Origin of the sequence: Shewanella sp. DAU305 (assembly GCF_026802235.1) — a bacterium.
Taxonomy (GTDB): Bacteria; Pseudomonadota; Gammaproteobacteria; order Enterobacterales; family Shewanellaceae; genus Shewanella; species Shewanella baltica.
The window spans coordinates 2,072,666-2,091,042 of the sequence record NZ_CP113808.1; the positions used below are offsets into that span (position 1 = coordinate 2,072,666).

Annotated in this window: 17 protein-coding genes; 15 read left to right on the top strand and 2 right to left on the bottom strand. The window is 44.7% G+C overall.

Going from position 1 to position 18,377, the window contains the following annotated elements; genetic code table 11:
• Positions 1-76: 76 nt before the first annotated feature.
• From flhA to OX890_RS08905, 13 genes are all read left to right on the top strand, one after another.
• Positions 77-2,176, top strand: a complete 2,100-nt coding sequence (gene flhA, locus OX890_RS08845; RefSeq protein WP_226058938.1) for a flagellar biosynthesis protein FlhA — start codon at positions 77-79, stop codon at positions 2,174-2,176.
• 11 nt (positions 2,177-2,187) lie between these two features.
• Entirely contained in the window at positions 2,188-3,570 is a 1,383-nt protein-coding gene (gene flhF, locus OX890_RS08850; RefSeq protein WP_259583330.1) for a flagellar biosynthesis protein FlhF, read from the top strand.
• A gap of 4 nt (positions 3,571-3,574) precedes the next feature.
• Positions 3,575-4,456, top strand: coding sequence for a MinD/ParA family protein (locus tag OX890_RS08855; protein WP_006082389.1), 882 nt, complete (start codon positions 3,575-3,577; stop codon positions 4,454-4,456).
• Positions 4,449-5,162 carry an RNA polymerase sigma factor FliA gene (locus OX890_RS08860; protein WP_006082388.1) on the top strand — a complete coding sequence of 238 codons (714 nt, stop codon included), beginning with the start codon at positions 4,449-4,451 and terminating at the stop codon, positions 5,160-5,162. Before OX890_RS08855 ends, OX890_RS08860 begins: the two co-directional genes overlap by 8 nt.
• Before the next feature lie 47 nt (positions 5,163-5,209).
• The gene (gene cheY / locus OX890_RS08865; protein WP_007649667.1) at positions 5,210-5,593 is read left to right on the top strand and encodes a chemotaxis response regulator CheY; all 384 of its coding nucleotides are present in this window, start codon (positions 5,210-5,212) and stop codon (positions 5,591-5,593) included.
• Between the two features lie 13 nt (positions 5,594-5,606).
• Positions 5,607-6,344 (top strand): protein phosphatase CheZ, encoded by a 738-nt coding sequence (locus OX890_RS08870; RefSeq protein ID WP_012089697.1) that lies wholly within the window; start codon positions 5,607-5,609, stop codon positions 6,342-6,344.
• Positions 6,345-6,359: 15 nt separating this feature from the next.
• Entirely contained in the window at positions 6,360-8,603 is a 2,244-nt protein-coding gene (locus tag OX890_RS08875; protein ID WP_115334221.1) for a chemotaxis protein CheA, read from the top strand.
• A 20-nt stretch (positions 8,604-8,623) separates the two neighbouring features.
• Positions 8,624-9,751 (top strand): protein-glutamate methylesterase/protein-glutamine glutaminase, encoded by a 1,128-nt coding sequence (locus OX890_RS08880; RefSeq protein WP_006085600.1) that lies wholly within the window; start codon positions 8,624-8,626, stop codon positions 9,749-9,751.
• A 13-nt stretch (positions 9,752-9,764) separates the two neighbouring features.
• On the top strand, positions 9,765-10,286 hold the full coding sequence (locus OX890_RS08885; RefSeq protein WP_006085599.1) for a hypothetical protein: 522 nt from the start codon (positions 9,765-9,767) through the stop codon (positions 10,284-10,286).
• A 68-nt stretch (positions 10,287-10,354) separates the two neighbouring features.
• Positions 10,355-11,146, top strand: a complete 792-nt coding sequence (locus OX890_RS08890) for a ParA family protein (protein WP_006082382.1) — start codon at positions 10,355-10,357, stop codon at positions 11,144-11,146.
• Positions 11,130-12,140, top strand: coding sequence for a chemotaxis protein CheW (locus OX890_RS08895; protein WP_006085598.1), 1,011 nt, complete (start codon positions 11,130-11,132; stop codon positions 12,138-12,140). Before OX890_RS08890 ends, OX890_RS08895 begins: the two co-directional genes overlap by 17 nt.
• A 7-nt stretch (positions 12,141-12,147) precedes the next feature.
• Positions 12,148-12,642, top strand: coding sequence for a chemotaxis protein CheW (locus tag OX890_RS08900; protein WP_006082380.1), 495 nt, complete (start codon positions 12,148-12,150; stop codon positions 12,640-12,642).
• A 230-nt stretch (positions 12,643-12,872) separates the two neighbouring features.
• Positions 12,873-13,271 carry a DUF2802 domain-containing protein gene (locus OX890_RS08905; RefSeq protein WP_006082379.1) on the top strand — a complete coding sequence of 133 codons (399 nt, stop codon included), beginning with the start codon at positions 12,873-12,875 and terminating at the stop codon, positions 13,269-13,271.
• Positions 13,272-13,339: 68 nt separating this feature from the next.
• Here the strand turns inward: OX890_RS08905 and OX890_RS08910 are convergent, their stop codons facing one another.
• Together OX890_RS08910 and OX890_RS08915 are read right to left on the bottom strand one after the other, a co-directional pair.
• Positions 13,340-13,648: an EscU/YscU/HrcU family type III secretion system export apparatus switch protein gene (locus OX890_RS08910; RefSeq protein WP_006082378.1), complete on the bottom strand. Its 309-nt coding sequence runs from the start codon at positions 13,646-13,648 to the stop codon at positions 13,340-13,342.
• 57 nt (positions 13,649-13,705) lie between these two features.
• Positions 13,706-16,114 (bottom strand): flagellar hook-length control protein FliK, encoded by a 2,409-nt coding sequence (locus tag OX890_RS08915; RefSeq protein ID WP_268650442.1) that lies wholly within the window; start codon positions 16,112-16,114, stop codon positions 13,706-13,708.
• Between the two features lie 219 nt (positions 16,115-16,333).
• Here OX890_RS08915 and OX890_RS08920 point away from each other — a divergent pair, with 219 nt between their 5' ends.
• Complete coding sequence (locus OX890_RS08920) at positions 16,334-17,119, top strand: MlaA family lipoprotein (RefSeq protein WP_242326015.1); 786 nt, start codon at positions 16,334-16,336, stop codon at positions 17,117-17,119.
• A gap of 121 nt (positions 17,120-17,240) precedes the next feature.
• Positions 17,241-18,344, top strand: coding sequence for a response regulator (locus OX890_RS08925; RefSeq protein ID WP_268650443.1), 1,104 nt, complete (start codon positions 17,241-17,243; stop codon positions 18,342-18,344).
• Positions 18,345-18,377: the final 33 nt, after the last annotated feature.

The following is an 18,377-nucleotide window of genomic DNA, read 5'->3' on the forward strand; positions in this document are numbered from 1 at the left end:
ATTATTGTGCGCCAATACGCTATTGGCGTACTTTTTGCTTTCATGCTGTCATACGTCAAAGTTTAGGTAAATATGAATGGATGTTAGAGCGACCTTAGGTCAAGTAAAACAAATGCGCTTGAGCACGTTTAAAGGTATAGGCACTCCTATACTCGTACTCGCAGCATTGGCCATGATAGTTTTACCTATCCCTCCATTCTTACTAGACATACTTTTTTCATTCAACATAGCCTTAGCGCTCATCGTATTATTAGTCGCAATTTATACTGATAGACCGTTGGATTTTGCCGCTTTCCCAAGTGTTCTACTAGTGGCGACGTTATTACGACTTGCGCTAAACGTCGCTTCTACTCGTGTAGTGTTACTCGAGGGGCATAATGGTGGTGATGCGGCTGGTAAGGTAATTGAAGCCTTCGGTTCTGTGGTGATTGGCGGTAACTATGCCGTTGGTTTAGTTGTCTTTATCATTTTGATTATCATCAACTTTGCTGTGGTGACTAAAGGTGCCGGTCGTATAGCAGAAGTGAGCGCCCGCTTTACCTTGGACGCTATGCCTGGTAAGCAAATGGCAATTGATGCCGATTTAAATGCTGGAACCTTAAACCAAGATCAAGCAAGATTACGTCGCGCCGAAGTGACCCGTGAAGCTGATTTTTATGGCGCGATGGATGGTGCTTCAAAATTCGTAAAAGGTGATGCAATTGCGGGTATCATGATTTTAGTGATTAACATCTTAGGTGGTTTCATCATCGGTATTGTTCAACATGGCTTAAGTTTCTCTGAAGCGGTTGAAATTTATACCTTGCTGACCATTGGTGATGGTCTGGTGGCGCAGATCCCAGGTTTGTTGTTGTCAATCGCTGCCGCCTTGATGGTGACCCGTCAAAATGAATCGGGCGACATGGGCCAAATGATGATGAGTCAGATGTTTGACAGTCATAAATCATTGGGTATCGCCGCTGGAGTGTTGTTTGTCATGGGTATTGTCCCTGGCATGCCGCATATGGCGTTCTTAAGCTTCGCCTTTATTACTGCTGGTGCTGCCTATTTTGTCTATAAGCGTAATGAATCAAAACGCATTAAAGCCTTAGAACTTGTTAAATCAGGCCCTGTAGAGAGACAAGATAAAGAGCCTAAAGAACTGGGGTGGGACGATGTCCATCATGTTGATACTATTGGGCTTGAGGTTGGATATCGCTTGATCCCACTGGTCGATAAGGGCCAAGGTGGCGAGTTATTAAGCCGTATCAAAGGAGTCCGTAAGAAGTTATCGCAAGAGTTGGGCTTCTTAGTGCCTGCGGTGCATATTCGTGACAATCTAGATTTATCGCCTAATGCTTATCGTATTTCATTAATGGGCGTAGTCGTTGGTGAGGCGGATATACGTCACGATTGTGAATTGGCGATTAATCCCGGCCAAGTTTATGGCAAGCTTGACGGTATTGAAACGCGCGATCCGGCTTTCGGTCTTGAAGCGGTATGGATTGCCCCTGAATTACGTGAGCATGCCCAAACATTAGGGTATACCGTTGTTGATGCGGCTACGGTTGTGGCAACCCATATTAGTCAATTGCTGACCAATAATGCTGCTAAGTTGTTAGGATACGAAGAAGTGCAACAACTGATGGATATGCTTGCGAAACATTCGCCTAAGCTGGTGGATGGCTTTATTCCTGATGTCATGCCGTTAGGACATGTCGTAAAAGTGATGCAGAACCTATTAAATGAAGGGGTTTCAGTCAGAGACTTGCGTACTATAGTGCAAACTTTGTTAGAATATGGCACTAAGAGTAATGACACTGAAGTCTTGACCGCTGCAGTCCGTATCGCGTTGAAACGTATGATTGTTCAGGAAATCTCAGGCCCAGAGCTCGAAATCCCCGTCATAACTTTGGCGCCAGAGTTGGAACAGATGTTGCATCAGTCAATGCAAGCAACCGGTGGTGATGGTCCTAACATTGAACCCGGTCTTGCAGAACGCATGCAGCAGTCCCTTGCCGATGCGGCTCAGAAGCAAGAAATGGTCGGACAACCCGCCATATTGTTGACGTCAGGTATGTTACGCGCGACGCTGTCACGCTTTGTTAAACATACTATTCCTAATCTCAGAGTCATTTCATATCAAGAAATACCTGATGAGAAGCAAATACGTATCGTATCTGCAGTCGGCCAGTAGAGGACGCATAAGTGAAGATTAAACGATTTTTTGCCAAAGACATGCGCGCCGCACTGGCCCAAGTGAAAGAAACACTCGGCTCAGATGCCGTCATTATGTCAAATAAGAAAGTGAATGGGGGCATCGAAATTGTCGCCGCCGTTGACTATGACGAACCTAAAGCGAAAACCGCAGCTACTGCGCCAGCGCCAACCTTTATGGATGTGAGTGACGATCTCGTGTCCCTAGGAGCTAAACAGCCAGTACGAGTAGAAACCCGTGCAAAGCCTGCGGCACCTGCTGACTCATTACAAGCCTTGCTAGAGAAGCAACAAAGCCGTTTGAATCAACAAATGTCGCATCAGCAAGTTGATGCAGATTTACCTGCATGGGCTAAGGGCCTACAAGCGCCGGCTGTTGCCAAAGTGGAGCGTCGCGAAGCGCCTGCTACGTTTGATAAGAAGCCACAGACATCACAGAAACAAAGCGCAGATATTGAGGCAATGCGTGATGAGTTAGCCTCATTGCGTAATTTATTGACACACCAAGTGTCCTCTTTGATGACAGAACATAAAAAACGCATCGACCCCGTCGGTGCTATGCTCGAGGCCAAGTTACTTGAGGCTGAATTCTCCCCTGCGGTTGCGAATAAATTAGCGGCGCTGAGCCAACATTATACGCCTGCAGAATTAGTCAGAGCCTTACCTCAAAGTTTAGCTAATATGCTTGATAATCAAGGTGATGATATTGTTAAGCAGGGCGGCGTGGTGGCATTGGTGGGGCCAACGGGTGTGGGTAAAACCACGTCGTTAGCGAAACTTGCAGCCCGTTTTGCTGCCCATCACGGTGCTGAGCATGTGGCTTTGATAACGACAGATCATTATCGCATCGGAGCCTATGAGCAATTAGCAACTTATGGCAAAATAATGGGCTGCCCAGTAAAGCAAGCTCATGATCTGAATGAATTAGAGCAAATTCTCTATCAGTTTAGGAATCGCAAGCTAGTATTGATAGATACGGCTGGCATGGGACAGCGAGATATGCGTCTTTACCAGCAACTTGATAATTTAACTGCAAATAGCAGGATACCTATCCGCAGTTATCTGGTACTGTCTGCGACAGGACAGCGCCGTGTGCTGCAAGATGCAGTCAATCATTTTAAACGCATTCCCCTATCTGGTGTCGTTCTCACAAAACTCGATGAATCTGTGTCGTTAGCAGGGGCATTAAGTGTGTTGATCCAAAACGGATTACCATTAAGTTATGTTACTGATGGACAAAGAGTTCCTGAAGATATGAAAGTTGCGGATACCTTAGATTTAGCCCAGCAGGCACTCGCAGCGTTAGATAGTACAGAACAACAATCATTACAAGACACAGCGTGGTCAGATAATATGGCCTGTGCATTTGAGTAGATTTATGACCCTGGATCAAGCAAGTGGTTTACGTATGATGAATCAACCCTATAACGAAAAAGTGAAAGTAATCGCGGTCACAGGTGGTAAAGGTGGCGTTGGTAAAACCAGCGTTTCCATTAATACAGCTGTGGCATTAGCCGAAAAAGGCAAGCGTGTCTTGGTACTTGATGCTGACCTTGGCTTAGCAAACGTCGATGTCATGCTGGGTATTCGTGCCGAGCGTAACCTCTCCCATGTTCTCTCTGGTGATGCAGAGCTTGACGATATTATCGTTCGTGGCCCTAAAGGGATTGGCATAGTGCCAGCCACTTCAGGAACACAAGGGATGGTGGAATTAAGTCCAGCGCAACATGCCGGGTTAATTCGCGCATTTAGTGAGATGCGGACTCAGTTTGATATTCTAGTCGTAGATACTGCTGCTGGGATTTCAGATATGGTGCTCAGTTTCTCACGTGCATCGCAGGATGTGCTGGTCGTTGTTTGTGATGAACCCACATCAATTACCGATGCCTATGCCCTGATAAAAATCCTCAGCCGTGAGCATGGCGTGTTCCGTTTTAAAATAGTTGCCAATATGGTGCGTAGTTTACGCGAAGGTATGGAATTATTTGCTAAACTCAGTAAAGTGACCGACAGATTTTTGGATGTCGCCCTTGAATTGGTTGCAACAATTCCATTTGACGAAAACTTACGTAAATCAGTTCGTAAACAAAAATTGGTGGTTGAAGCGTATCCTAAATCACCAGCAGCGATTGCGTATCAAGGGTTGGCAAATAAAATTCTAAGCTGGCCTGTACCGCAGCAACCTGGTGGGCATTTGGAGTTTTTCGTTGAGCGTTTAGTACAACGACCAGATTTTCAAGAGGAAAAAACGAGTGAATAAAGCCGCTGCGTATACTTGTTTAGACAATAAATCGTCGATCGTTGAACAGTATGCTCCGTTGGTTAAAAGAATTGCGCATCATTTACTCGCCAGACTACCTGCCTCCGTGCAGTTAGATGATTTACTCCAAGCTGGGATGATGGGGTTATTAGAAGCATCATCCAAGTTTGATGGTGGCAAGGGTGCGAAATTTGAAACCTTCGCCGGCATACGCATACGTGGGGCCATGTTAGATGAAATCCGCCGCGGCGATTGGGTCCCTCGTTCCGTTCATCGTAACAACCGCAAGGTTGCACACGCTATAGATGAGTTAGAGCAAGCGCTGGGTCGTGATGCACGCGACACAGAAATTGCAGAAAAACTTGATATGACGCTCGATGAGTACCATCATATTCTTAACGATGTTTCTGTCGGAAAAATCATAGGGATAGAAGACTTAGGCGTATCTCAGGATATACTTACAGTGAGTGATCGGTCCGATGATGATTCATTTGAAGCATTAGCTGAGAACCAATTTCATTCTGCTCTGGTTGAGGCAATTAAATTATTGCCTGAAAGAGATGCATTAGTGTTATCCCTGTACTACGATGAAGCATTGAATTTAAAAGAGATTGGCGCCATTCTTGAAGTCAGTGAATCGCGGGTTAGCCAGATATTAAGTCAGGCAATGTTGCGATTGAAAGCTAAACTCAAGCACTGGACATAAGTATAATTATTAATCGAGCACAGAATGTCAGCTCACCGGAGGAAACCTTGGACAAGAATATGAAGATTCTCATTGTTGACGATTTTTCGACAATGAGGCGTATCATCAAGAACTTGTTGCGAGACTTGGGGTTTAACAACACCCAAGAAGCAGACGATGGCTCAACAGCCCTGCCGATGTTGCAAAAGGGGGATTTTGATTTTGTTGTTACAGATTGGAATATGCCCGGCATGCAAGGGATCGATCTGTTAAAAGCAATTCGCGCAGATGATTCGCTAAAGCATTTACCCGTATTAATGGTAACTGCTGAAGCAAAACGTGAACAGATTATTGCTGCCGCTCAAGCGGGAGTGAATGGATATGTGGTTAAGCCTTTTACCGCTGCAACGCTGAAAGAGAAGTTAGATAAAATATTCGAACGACTCGCTTGAGCAAGGATGAGCTATGAAGTCACAAACATCAGGGCTCATCACGCTCGAGCAAGCTCAGCACTTTGTTGAATTATTAAGTGCAGGTGAGCAAAGTCAGGCAGATGATTTATTTCGGGAGCTTGCAGCTCCATTGCAACGAGAATTATTCGAAGAAGTAGGGAAATTAACTCGGCAACTTCATAGTGCGCTGATGGATTTTCAAGTTGATAATCGTCTTTCTGAATTAGCCAATACAGAAATTCCCGATGCCAAGCAACGTTTAAATTACGTTATTGACATGACTGAACAAGCGGCAAATAAAACCATGGATGCGGTTGAAGAATGTTTACCTTTGGCCAATGCCGTAACGGTTAATATTCAAAAAGTCATGCCATCTTGGGACAGATTAATGCGACGCGAGATAGTCTTAAGTGACTTTAAGGTTCTTTGTCACGATGTCCAAGATCTTATGTCCCGTAGTTCAGAAGACTCGATTCGATTACGTGAATTGCTGAATCAAATATTGATGGCACAAGATTTTCAAGACTTAACAGGGCAAATGATACGCCGTGTTATTGATCTGGTAATGGAAGTTGAAAGTAATCTGGTTTCTATGCTGACGGTATTTGGTGAGCAGCCTATGATTGAAAGTCAGATTGCTCAGAAAAATAATATTGAAGCGGAAGGGCCGATAATGAATGCCGAGCTTCGTCAAGATGTAGTAACGGGTCAAGACGAAGTGGATGATCTTCTATCGAGTCTGGGTTTCTAACTGGGAGTCAATTTGATGGCCTTTGATGTAGATGAAGAGATACTCCAGGACTTTTTAATCGAAGCCGGTGAAATTTTAGAGCTTCTGCAAGAGCAACTCGTTGCGCTTGAAAATAATCCTGATGACACAAACTTGCTAAACGCCATTTTCCGAGGGTTTCATACCGTTAAAGGTGGCGCAGGCTTTCTTAGCTTAACTCCCATGGTCGATGTGTGTCATGAGGCTGAAAATACCTTCGATCTATTGCGCACAGGCAAACGCAGCGTAAACGCAGAGCTGATGGATATTATTTTGCAGGCTGTTGATGCTATTAATACCATGTTTGCTCAAACGCAGCAGGGCGAACAACAAGATCCTGCTGAGTCGGGCCTGTTGGCTAGGCTTAAAATGCTGAGTTCAGGTGCGCCATTGCCATCTGAAGTTGCGTCTGCAGAGGTGGTAGACGTTGTCGAACCAGAGCCTGTCGTTGAAGCCATTGTTGAAACTCCCGTCCCACAAGACATTCCCGCAGAGATAAGTAATAGCTCATCTTCAAGTATTGATGATATCAACGATGCTGAATTTGAAGCTTTGTTAGATGCGCTTCATGGCTCAGGAAAAGGCCCTGCGGCTGCTACCGCTGTGGCGTCTGAACCTGTGGTCGCTAAGCCAGCTGCGCCAGTTAAAGCGTCTTCAGCATCGGGTGATGACATCACTGATGATGAGTTTGAGGCATTGCTTGATGAACTACATGGTTCAGGCAAGTTTAAAGCTGAGGCAGAAGTGCCAGCTAAACCAAAGGTCGCTTCGGCTCCCACGCCTCAACCGATAGTGGATGCCGATGAAATTACCGATGACGAGTTTGAAAGATTACTCGATGAACTCCATGGTAAAGGTGCGGCCCCTGCAAAAGCAGAAGTAAAAGCGCCTACTGCACCAGTAACGCCTGCTTCGACTGTTGCACCTAAAGCTGCTCCGACTCCCACACCAGTAAAAGCTGCTGCGCCTGCTCCAGCCCCCGTTGTTGCCGCAAAACCGAAAGTGGACATTGCAGTTGTAGATAAAGCGCCAGCTAAAGCAAGTTCAGCAAATGTGCCTCAAGGTGAAACTACAGTACGTGTTGATACTGCACGACTCGACCAAATCATGAATATGGTGGGCGAGTTAGTGTTAGTGCGTAATCGATTAGTGAGCTTAGGTATCAGTCGTGATGATGAGGAAATGTCTAAGGCCCTTGCGAACTTAGATCTCGTGACTGCCGATTTGCAAGGCGCGGTGATGAAAACCCGTATGCAACCGATCAAGAAAGTGTTTGGTCGTTTCCCTCGGGTAGTACGTGATCTTGCGCGTACACTCAATAAAGAAATTGATTTGATCATGGTTGGTGAAGAAACCGACCTAGATAAAAACTTAGTTGAAGCGCTTGCCGATCCACTCGTCCACTTAGTGCGTAACTCTGTGGATCACGGTATTGAAATGCCAAACGAGCGTGAAGCCAATGGCAAGCCGAGAACGGGTACGATTACCTTATCCGCAAGTCAGGAAGGTGACCATATACTGCTGAAAATCGAAGACGATGGCGCAGGTATGGACCCTGAAAAACTGAAAAAAATCGCGATAACACGTGGTGTGCTTGATGAAGATTCAGCTTCGCGAATGACTGACAGCGAAGCGTATAATTTGATTTTTGCGCCCGGTTTTTCGACTAAGGTCGAGATTTCAGATATTTCTGGTCGTGGCGTTGGGATGGACGTGGTAAAAACCCGTATCACTCAGCTTAACGGCACAGTGCATATTGATTCTATGAAAGGTAAGGGCACGATACTTGAGATTAAAGTACCGTTAACGCTGGCGATTATGCCAACCTTAATGGTTGATGTCGCTAAACAAGTGTTTGCATTACCTCTGTCTAGCGTGAACGAGATATTCCATCTCGATCTCACTAAGACCAATATCGTCGACGGACAACTCACCGTCATAGTGCGTAACAAGGCTGTGCCTTTGTTCTATTTGGAGCACTGGCTACATAGAAACAAAACCACCTTTAAACATGGCGATAAAAAGCATGGTCATGTGGTGATTGTACAATTAGGTATGATGCAAATTGGTTTTGTGGTCGATGCCCTAATAGGCCAAGAAGAGGTGGTGATTAAACCCCTTGGCGCTATGTTACATGGCACTCCTGGGATGGCTGGCGCGACGATTACATCGGATGGTGGTATCGCACTGATATTAGATGTCCCTGGATTGTTAAAGCATTATGCGAAAAGTAAGAATTAGTTTCCAAGCTAAGGAATGGAATGGCCATTAAAGTATTAGTCGTTGATGACTCAAGTTTTTTCAGACGACGTGTTAGTGAAATAGTCAATCAAGATCCTGAACTGGAAGTTATCGCGACGGCCTCAAATGGGGCCGAAGCGGTGAAGATGGCTGCTGAGCTTAATCCTCAAGTTATCACTATGGATATTGAGATGCCCGTGATGGATGGCATTACTGCCGTCCGTGAAATCATGGCTAAATGTCCGACTCCGATCTTGATGTTTTCTTCTTTAACCCATGATGGCGCTAAAGCAACGTTAGACGCTTTAGATGCTGGTGCGTTAGATTTTCTACCTAAACGTTTTGAAGACATTGCTACCAATAAAGATGATGCTATTTTATTGTTGCAGCAGAGAGTTAAGGCATTGGGACGCCGCAGAATGTTTCGTCCAATTGCACGTCCTGTCGTCGCTTCAACACCTAGCGTGCGCCCAACCAGTAGCGTTTTAGGGACAACGAGTATAGCGTCGCATACTCCAGCCACTGCTCCTGTCAGGACCTCAACAGCAGCGTCGATTCGTGCAAGTGGTAAGCAGTATAAAATACTGCTGATCGGCACATCTACCGGTGGTCCAGTTGCCTTGCAAAAAATTCTTACCCAATTTCCGGCAAACTATCCGCATCCGATTTTATTAATTCAGCATATGCCAGCAGCTTTTACGCCAGCATTTGCAAGTCGTTTGAATGGCTTATGTAAGATTGAAGTAAAAGAGGCCGCTAATGGCGATCTTCTTAAACCGGGTTGTGCATATTTAGCGCCTGGCGGTATGCAAATGATGGTTGAACGTACTGGAGGTAGTGGTCGATTAAAGGTCATCGCTGGTAGTGCGGACATGAACTATAAGCCTTGTGTTGATATCACCTTTGCTTCTGCCTCTAAAGCCTTTAGCGGTGACGTACTTGCCGTTGTGTTAACCGGTATGGGCGCGGATGGCAGAGAAGGTGCCCGCATGTTGAAAGCGGTCGGTGCGACCATTTGGGCACAGGATGAAGCCAGTTGTGTGGTTTATGGTATGCCTCAGGCTGTCGCTAGTGCAGGTATTGCCACTCAGTCGATTGCCTTAGACAACATGGCTGAATGCATTTTAAAAGAGTCTGTTCGTGTCTAAGAGTCAAAATCCGATGAGCACGAATAGTGTGCTCATCATTTTGCTGATGGCTATTGCCATTTTGTGTCTTGGCGCCTTGAGTCTCGATTATCGGCACAAAAATAGTTTGTTGCGTGAAGATATAAAGCGTTTGGAATCGACTCAGGTGCTGTTAATGGTCCCTGATGAACAAGCTGAAGCTATTGCAACCTGGTTAGCGTCTCATCCTGATCAGACTAAAGCTATGCTGCAATTGGCAGCTCCTGGTGAGCAAAAGGCTGTTGCTATAGGTCCAGAATCTACGCAGAGTAGTGTCCCACCTTTGCTGGGTAAGCAAAGTGCAGCGATGGATACGGCGAAGGATAACGCTAATCAGCAACCTTTATTTCCGACACTGCTGCAGACGCCAGAAGCAGAAGTTAAGGCTGCTATTTCGCCAATTGAACCAAATAAAGCACAGATGCTACCTGTAGTGATTTCTGAAAATGCCGATGGTGTTAAAGTGATTAGTTTACCGAATGGTGGTATTCGAGTAACGACGAGAAAAGAGCAGTAACTTTTGGAATGTGTGTGCTCAATATTCTCATTCATTAGCATTTAATCAATTTATATGGGGGTCACTTCTTGAAAGTCTGGACCATAGCGAATCAAAAAGGTGGCGTAGGTAAAACCACAACGGTAGCGAGTTTAGCGGGAACATTGGCTAAGCGCGGCAAGCGTGTGCTTATGATAGACACCGATCCACACGCTTCGCTAGGTTATTACTTAGGCATTGATTCTGAAGAGGTTCCAGGCTCTTTATTTGATGTGTTTCTGGCCCATAAAAGCCTCTCCAAAGAACTCGTTTTATCCCATGTAGTTCCAACCTTAGTCGATGGTCTTGATTTATTGCCTGCCACTATGGCACTTGCAACTTTGGACAGAGCCTTAGGTCATCAAGAGGGGATGGGATTAGTACTGCGTAATTTATTAGCGCTAGTTGCTGATGATTATGATGTGGCTATCGTTGATTGCCCCCCCGTACTTGGCGTTTTAATGGTTAATGCCCTTGCAGCAAGTCAGCATATTATTATTCCCGTGCAGACCGAGTTTCTTGCCATTAAAGGGCTAGAGCGGATGATTAAAACGATGGAATTGATGGGGCGCTCGAAGAAGACGCGTTACAGTTACACCGTCGTGCCCACTATGTATGATAAACGTACCAAGGCGTCACCCGCCGCTTTGCAAGTGCTTGGTGCTGAATACAGTGAAACCCTGTGGAAGGACGTTATTCCTGTCGACACTAAGTTTAGAGATGCCAGTTTGGCACATTTACCAGCATCGCATTATGCGAGTGGTTGTCGTGGCGTGAAAGCCTATGAAAGATTATTAGATTTCTTATTAGTTGGGGAGTTTGGCCATGTCAAAATCGGTTGATGAAACTGTTTTTGATTTTTTCGCATTATTGCTGCAGGAAGACGACACTCCAAGTCAGGTTGTTTCCTCTCAAAGCATTGTAACAGCAGACTCAAATCAAAATGTTGCAGTTAATCAAACGGAGGCAGCATTACTTGATGCCGCAATCTTGGCTGAAAATGGTCGTACGACTGCATCACAAGCTCTAGATAGGACGATAACGCCGGCGGTACAGTTGCAGCCAAAAGCAACGCCAAGACAACATGAGTTTGTTGCTCCAGTGAGTAAGATTGCTTCTCAAGTGAACAAGCAAGCGCTAGAAAAATTGTTGGCGCCTGTACTTAAGACTCAAACATTAGCACCGACGCCACCTCTTGTTGAAGTTACGCCTGCAGTTGATGTCCAACCCGTTGTGGTGGAAGTACCGCAAGCCAAGCCTGTTATTGATGAAGCGGTTGTTGATGAAGTAATTGCTGAAAAAGTCGTTGAGCCAGTGGTTGTGCCCGAAACACAAGTCGGTATTACGCCTCCTAGCGTGACAAAAGATTTGCAAGAAGTGCTCGATGATGAGTTTCAGGTACTATTCTTTAAAGTAGCTGGGCTGACATTGGCGGTGCCTTTAGTCAGTTTAGGCGGAATAGTTAAAATTGAGCGGATAAACCACATCTTTGGCCGACCCGCATGGTTTCTCGGTGTACAGACGCATAGGGAGGAGCAATTGAACATTGTTGACACTTGTGCGTGGGTTATGCCGGAAAAATACTCAGATAAACTGGCGCAATCGGTAAATTATCAATATCTTGTATTATTAGAAGGTAGTAACTGGGGATTAACTTGTGAGTCCTTGGTCAATGCGGTAAAAATTAATAAATCGCAAGTCAACTGGCGTAGTCAAGCAGGCAAGCGTCCTTGGTTAGCGGGTGTAGTGAAAGAGCAGATGTGTGGCATTTTGCACGTACAAGCCTTAGTTGAAATGCTTAATGCGGGTTTAGGTTGTCAGGACTCAATTGGTTGAGGTAAACATGAAAGATACAAGAAATGTAGCAGCAGTCGCTGCAAGTAAAGATGATGCAGTATTACAATGGGTTACCTTTAAGTTAGATCATGAAACTTATGGCATCAACGTAATGCAAGTGCAGGAAGTGTTGCGTTACACTGAAATCGCTCCCGTGCCAGGTGCGCCTTATTACGTATTAGGCATCATTAACTTACGTGGTAACGTTGTCACAGTTATTGATACCCGCTCACGTTTTGGATTGCAGTCTGCCGAAGTTGATGACTCAACTCGAATCGTTATCATCGAAGCAGAAAAGCAAGTCATTGGCATCTTAGTGGATAGTGTTGCCGAAGTGGTTTATTTACGCCGCTCAGAAATCGACAATGCACCAAATGTCGGAACGGAAGAGAGTGCTAAATTCATTCAAGGTGTGAGTAATCGCGACAATGAATTACTCATCTTAGTCGATCTTGACAAGTTATTATCCGATGAAGAATGGGCCGAATTGACTCAGATTTAATCAATTAGCGAGATAAGGCTGAATGATATTAATTCATTCAGCTATTTTGTGTATTTGCGAATAAATCGATGATTCTAAGTCTTTACGATTTATGGATAGACAAATTATTTTTATCACAGCTTGAACAATGGCTAATGATATTGAGTCATTTAAGTACAGCACTTTGGAATAGATAACTCAGTTGGAATGCCTGCTAATTTATGGCAATGAGTGAGTATAAGGATTTTTTAATGGGCGATGAATTTTTGATCGCAGCGTTAGTCTACGTCATCGCATGCTTAGGATTAGTACTCTTTTTACAAAAACAATTGAGCAAACTAAGAAGCAAGGTCGAAGCATTAACCGTTTTAGTCAAAGAAGGTGATCGTCAGCGAGAGTCGTTTAAGCGTGAGTTGCAAGAGTTGCGCAGTGGCACTATCGGAGTCGGTCGGCGTGTGATTGAGTTAGAAAAACGCCTACTTCAGCAGTCGGAACGGATAGAAGAGACGACTCAGCAGGATCCACAGGCAAAACTTTATACTCGAGCCATGAAAATGGTCGCGCTTGGCGCTGGTGTTGATGAGTTGATTAAAGAATGCGAACTACCCAAAGCGGAAGCTGAGCTATTGATCCGACTTCATCGCAAATGATCGCATAGAATTGATAGTGATACTTTGTTTAACTCTCAAAGCTAATTTGCCAAAATTAGCTTTTTATTTTATGCCTTCTCAACAATTTTTTGATGCATATTATTCCATTGCTCGGGAAACTTACCGTCGAGCATATACACAAATGCGATCAGTTCGGCGATAAGCAGATAAAGCTCCTTAGGAATTTCCTCTCCTAGCTCTAACAACTGTAGAAAATGGCTTAGATGGGGATCTTGATGGATATACACACCGTTAGCCTTGGCTAGCGCAATAATCTCTTCTGCGATAAGCCCTTCACCAGTAGCCACAATTTTAGGCGCGTTACGCCCATCGTAGCTCAGCGCGACAGCTTGCTTCGGTTCACTCTCTTCGCTCATTTGGTTCTTCCTAAAATTAGATGATGGATTCAATGTCTGCTTAGGTGTTTTTTCTAGCTAAGCTTTTGTCTTTACGAGGAAATGATCACCCGGTAATAAGGTTGCTGGCACTTGCGCTATTTGCGTCGAGAGTTCACCTGGCGTAAACCCTAGCTGTGACAATTTTTGGCTTAAGGGCGTTAAAAAGTTGTTGACCTTATTAAGTAGCATTTGGCTATTGCCTTTAAACTGGATATCCAATTGTTGATTGTGCTGTTGAGCTGCAATCAGTAGCGGACCTTGTGCTAAATTAAATTTGAGCTGTAAACGCCATCCGGCTTTTTTCTCTGGATCATCAGGATCCGCTTCTTGCTCAAATTTCCCTTCCAGTTGCTCATGACGTTGGTTAATGCCATAGGGTAGGGCAAAGAACCACACTAAATTGCCCGCGCTCTCATTGCTTGCCTGTTGGTATAAATGCAAGTTAGAGGCTAGTTGTCCCATGCTATCAAGACCGCCTGCTTTGCTCAGTTGGCCAAGTTGTTTAGCGGAAAAGCCAACTTTGGCTTGTAGTTGCTCAAGATAATCTGCGAGCTTCTTACTCATTGAATTCGAAATATTATTAGCTTTAAAGCCTAGTAGCAGTTGAAATAGTGAGGTAATCGCACTCGCATTCATAAACATTGAGGCTTGATTTGACTGAGGTGCGGCAAGGTTAAGACTTGCTAATCCCAGAATATTGGCTTTAAGCTCATCTAAATCATTTAGCTGGCTCAGTGGTGGTAATCCTATATGCGGTAAGTGCTTTAACAACTCTGAGGCTAAATTTGAGCTGTTGTTAGAACGAGATAGTTCAACAGGAAGTGCTCCCGCTTTATTGAATGCTTTTTGCAAAACATCAGCAACCTTTATAGTGCTGTCAGTTTTGGTATCATTCCCATCCTGTTCATTTTTTTGCGTATTGAGCCCTAAAATATTTTTTGGACTCACCGCAGCAATTTCCTCCACAGCTTCTTCATTCTGAGCACCAATATTAGTGGCTACATTGGTAAGCGGAGGTGTTGGAGCCAAACTCTTGGGGTTTTGCATTACCAACGCATTATTAACCTTAGGGTCTTGAGACGGGACATTTACCGATACCGTTGTAAGGCTAGATCCCAATGGGGATGAGTTCCTTGTTGTTTGCTCGATGGTCGCGGTGGAAGAGCTAGGTTTATTTATTTGTGATTGTGTTGAATTAATCAGAACAGCTGGCGTAGCGAGTACCTGATTTGAGCCGCGAGTACTCAACATAGTTGGCATTGTTACTTTGACAGGCATAGCATCATTTGTTTTAGTTGCCTGCGTTGCCTGCGTTGCCTGCGTTGCCTGCGTTGCCTGCGTTGCCTGCGTTGCCTGCGTTGCCTGCGTTGCCTGCGTTGCCTGCGTTGCCTGCGTTGCCTGCGTTGCCTGCGTTGCCTGCGTTGCCTGCGTTGCCTGCGTTGCCTGCGTTGCCTGCGTTGCCTGCGTTGCCTGCGTTGCCTGCGTTGCCTGCGTTGCCTGCGTTGCCTGCGTTGCCTGCGTTGCCTGCGTCTGTGAATTTAGCGAACTTGAAGAGCGCGATGAGCTGTTAAGGTTCGTGACAGGCTCTTTACTGGTATTCGAAAGCGGTATGCCAGCATCGTTTGCTATTTTGTTTTTGACGCCTTCTGTACTCGTATTTAACTTTTCTGGTTGAGTTGTGCTACCGCTTAGCATAGTTGCCGGTGTATCTACCTTTGTCGTGGCAGTTTGTTTTGTTGGCTCAGGTAAAGAAACGATAGCTTCAAGTTTTTTTAAAAAGGAGGCGATGATCTGAACCGGTTCGACTTTGGCGATCACAATGTCAGAAGACGATTTATTTGTGGGAACCTGAGTTTCATTTACTGGCGCCCCAATAACGATTTCGAGTTTGCTCTGTATTGGGGTGAGTAATAAAATAGGCCGCCCTTGCTGAAAGGCTATTTTTGCTAAGAATTCTCCTTGATTCAGCTGAGGTCCAGGATCTTGTGCTACAACAGTGCCATTAGCAAATTGAAACTCTTTGTTGATAATGGTGACGTTTGGTAATGGATAGCCTTGAGTACGAGCCGCAAGAGCTGAAAGCTGTGCCTGAGATATGCCATTTTGTTGCGCCAAATTGATAACAGCTTCAGGGACTTTCAGCGCAATAGGCGTGGCTAAGGCAAGCAGTTGGCTGGTGGTATCTTGAGTCGCTGCAGCTGTCGGTGGAGTGTTTTGCGTATTGGGCGTGACGAGAAAAGTATTAGCCGTCAATAATATTTGCCGCTGCTGAGCGTTAACAAGCTTTAAATTATATTCTGTACCGTTTAGAATAATACTATCTCCCTCAGGGGAGGTTTGCACCTGAGCAGGAATAGCACGCGGAGTAGCACTGAGAGCATCAGCTTGGGCTGTCGCAGTGTGTAACTGCGGGTTTTGACTGCTAACAAGTGGAATCGACTCCATTTAGTGACCTTATATAGTTTATCTGGCGATACATTCGTTTAGTAAAATTAACAATTGACCAATTTTTTTTGCCAAGTATGCTTATGCGCCTTGTGACAACGGAACTGTCATACTGGATAGTATGCCACTAAGACGAATTATCTTTATATCGTCATTTTTGTATCGTCACTTTAGCGAAAACTTGATGCCTAAGCTGTACATTTATATTAAGAGAGCGATATGAAGTTAAAATGGATGGGATTATCTTTGGGGTTAATGCTGTTGCCTAAAGTGCAAGCGGCTGAAGTGCCCGTATCAGATACCATTCAGCAGGAAGCACCTGCTAAGGTACAAATCAGCTATGATGATCCCCGCGACCCGCTCGAAGGGTTTAACCGTGCAATGTGGGATTTTAACTATCTCTTTTTAGATAGATATTTATATCGTCCTGTTGCCCATGGTTATAACGATTATATTCCAATGCCAGCTAAAACAGGCGTCAATAATTTTGTACAGAATTTAGAAGAACCTAGCAGCTTGGTAAACAACGTGCTGCAAGGAAAGTGGGGCTGGGCGGCGAATGCCGGTGGACGTTTTACCATCAACTCTACAGTCGGTTTATTAGGTGTCATTGACGTCGCAGATATGATGGGTATGAGCCGTAAGCAAGATGAGTTTAACGAAGTGCTTGGTTATTATGGCGTGCCTAATGGACCATACTTCATGGCGCCGTTTGCGGGTCCTTACGTCGTGCGAGAACTCGCGTCTGATTGGGTTGATGGTCTATACTTTCCCTTGTCTGAGTTAACAATGTGGCAAACCATTGTTAAATGGGGACTTAAAAATCTTCATTCCAGAGCGTCTGCGATCGATCAAGAACGACTCGTTGATAATGCACTCGATCCTTATGCCTTTGTCAAAGATGCGTATTTACAACATATGGACTATAAAGTCTATGATGGTAATGTTCCTCAAAAACAAGATGATGATGAGTTACTCGATCAGTATATGCAGGAGCTTGAGTAACCCTCTAGGCCGTACTTGACAGCATTTGTCTTTAGTATTCAAGTGTTAGCATTATCGAAAAACGTTATCGGTATTTTAACTTGAGTAATGGCAATGCGATGAATTCTATTCAGGAACCTTTATGGCGTTAAATGGTGTTGCGGTTCTTTTAGTTGAAGATGATCCGGTGTTTCGGCAGATTGTCGCAAGCTTTCTTGATACTAGAGGCGCGCAAGTCACGCAAGCCTGTGACGGTGAAGAAGGATTATCACTTTTTAAATCGCAGCACTTTGATGTTGTTCTTGCAGACTTAAGCATGCCTAAGCTTGGCGGGCTTGACATGCTTAAGGAAATGACCAGGTTAGCGCCGCTAGTCCCTTCTGTTGTGATCTCGGGTAATAATGTCATGGCTGACGTTGTTGAGGCATTACGGATTGGCGCCAGTGATTATCTCGTTAAACCAGTATCCGATTTATTCATCATTGAACAAGCGATTAAACAAAGCCTCCATAGTTCCTACATTGATGATACTCAAGCTGCCGATTTTGAAGCCCTATCCCATCAAGAGTTAAGCGATAATCTCGCTTTGCTCGAACAGAGTGTTGCTGCCGCAAAGCAAGTGCAGCAACAATTGTTCCCCGCATCAAACATAAGCTATCCGGCGGCTAAGGTTGACTACAGTCTGTATAAAAATAGTGACATTAGCAGTTATTTTATTGATTCAACTATGGTCGGTACTGATCACTTGATCATGTACATGGCGCATTTATATCCTGAAGATAATCGAGCCGCTTTTGCTTGCGTTCTGCTGAGAAGTTTTGTTAATCAGAAACTTAAAGATTTTCGAAATGGCCAGAGTCAAAGCATTATTGAACCATTCAATATGATGAGCTACTTGAATGAACGTTTAGTTAAGTCGGGTCTCGATATCAAAGCGGATATGATTTATGTCTCTATCGAGCTGACAAAGTACCGTGCTGCTATCGCGCAGGCTGGGAAGGGGCTGCGTTGCTATTTGCGTAATGACGAGGGATTAAGCCCGCTAGCACTCTCAGAGAGCCTTCAGCTGGGTGTATTAGATTGGGGTAAGCCGAGTATTCAGTTCCGCAGTCTTTTACCGCAAGAGCAGTTATGTATTGCGACCAGTGAGCCTGAACATAAACAAGTTTTGCTTGAGAATAAGTTTAAGGGATTGGTTTACGATGCCGCAATGCCCGAAGGTGGTTTCCTACAGTTGAGTCTTTAGTTCGTCGCTAACGTAATTATGAAGTCAGTATTC

Coding starts and splice junctions, on each gene's coding strand:
- OX890_RS08905 (WP_006082379.1), top strand. CDS start 12,873: ATGGGCGATGAATTTTTGATCGCAGCGTTAGTCTACGTCATCGCATGC.
- OX890_RS08920 (WP_242326015.1), top strand. CDS start 16,334: ATGAAGTTAAAATGGATGGGATTATCTTTGGGGTTAATGCTGTTGCCT.
- OX890_RS08910 (WP_006082378.1), bottom strand. CDS start 13,648: ATGAGCGAAGAGAGTGAACCGAAGCAAGCTGTCGCGCTGAGCTACGAT.
- OX890_RS08875 (WP_115334221.1), top strand. CDS start 6,360: ATGGCCTTTGATGTAGATGAAGAGATACTCCAGGACTTTTTAATCGAA.
- OX890_RS08880 (WP_006085600.1), top strand. CDS start 8,624: ATGGCCATTAAAGTATTAGTCGTTGATGACTCAAGTTTTTTCAGACGA.
- OX890_RS08925 (WP_268650443.1), top strand. CDS start 17,241: ATGGCGTTAAATGGTGTTGCGGTTCTTTTAGTTGAAGATGATCCGGTG.
- OX890_RS08885 (WP_006085599.1), top strand. CDS start 9,765: ATGAGCACGAATAGTGTGCTCATCATTTTGCTGATGGCTATTGCCATT.
- flhA (WP_226058938.1), top strand. CDS start 77: ATGGATGTTAGAGCGACCTTAGGTCAAGTAAAACAAATGCGCTTGAGC.
- OX890_RS08855 (WP_006082389.1), top strand. CDS start 3,575: ATGACCCTGGATCAAGCAAGTGGTTTACGTATGATGAATCAACCCTAT.
- OX890_RS08900 (WP_006082380.1), top strand. CDS start 12,148: ATGAAAGATACAAGAAATGTAGCAGCAGTCGCTGCAAGTAAAGATGAT.
- OX890_RS08870 (WP_012089697.1), top strand. CDS start 5,607: ATGAAGTCACAAACATCAGGGCTCATCACGCTCGAGCAAGCTCAGCAC.
- OX890_RS08915 (WP_268650442.1), bottom strand. CDS start 16,114: ATGGAGTCGATTCCACTTGTTAGCAGTCAAAACCCGCAGTTACACACT.
- OX890_RS08895 (WP_006085598.1), top strand. CDS start 11,130: ATGTCAAAATCGGTTGATGAAACTGTTTTTGATTTTTTCGCATTATTG.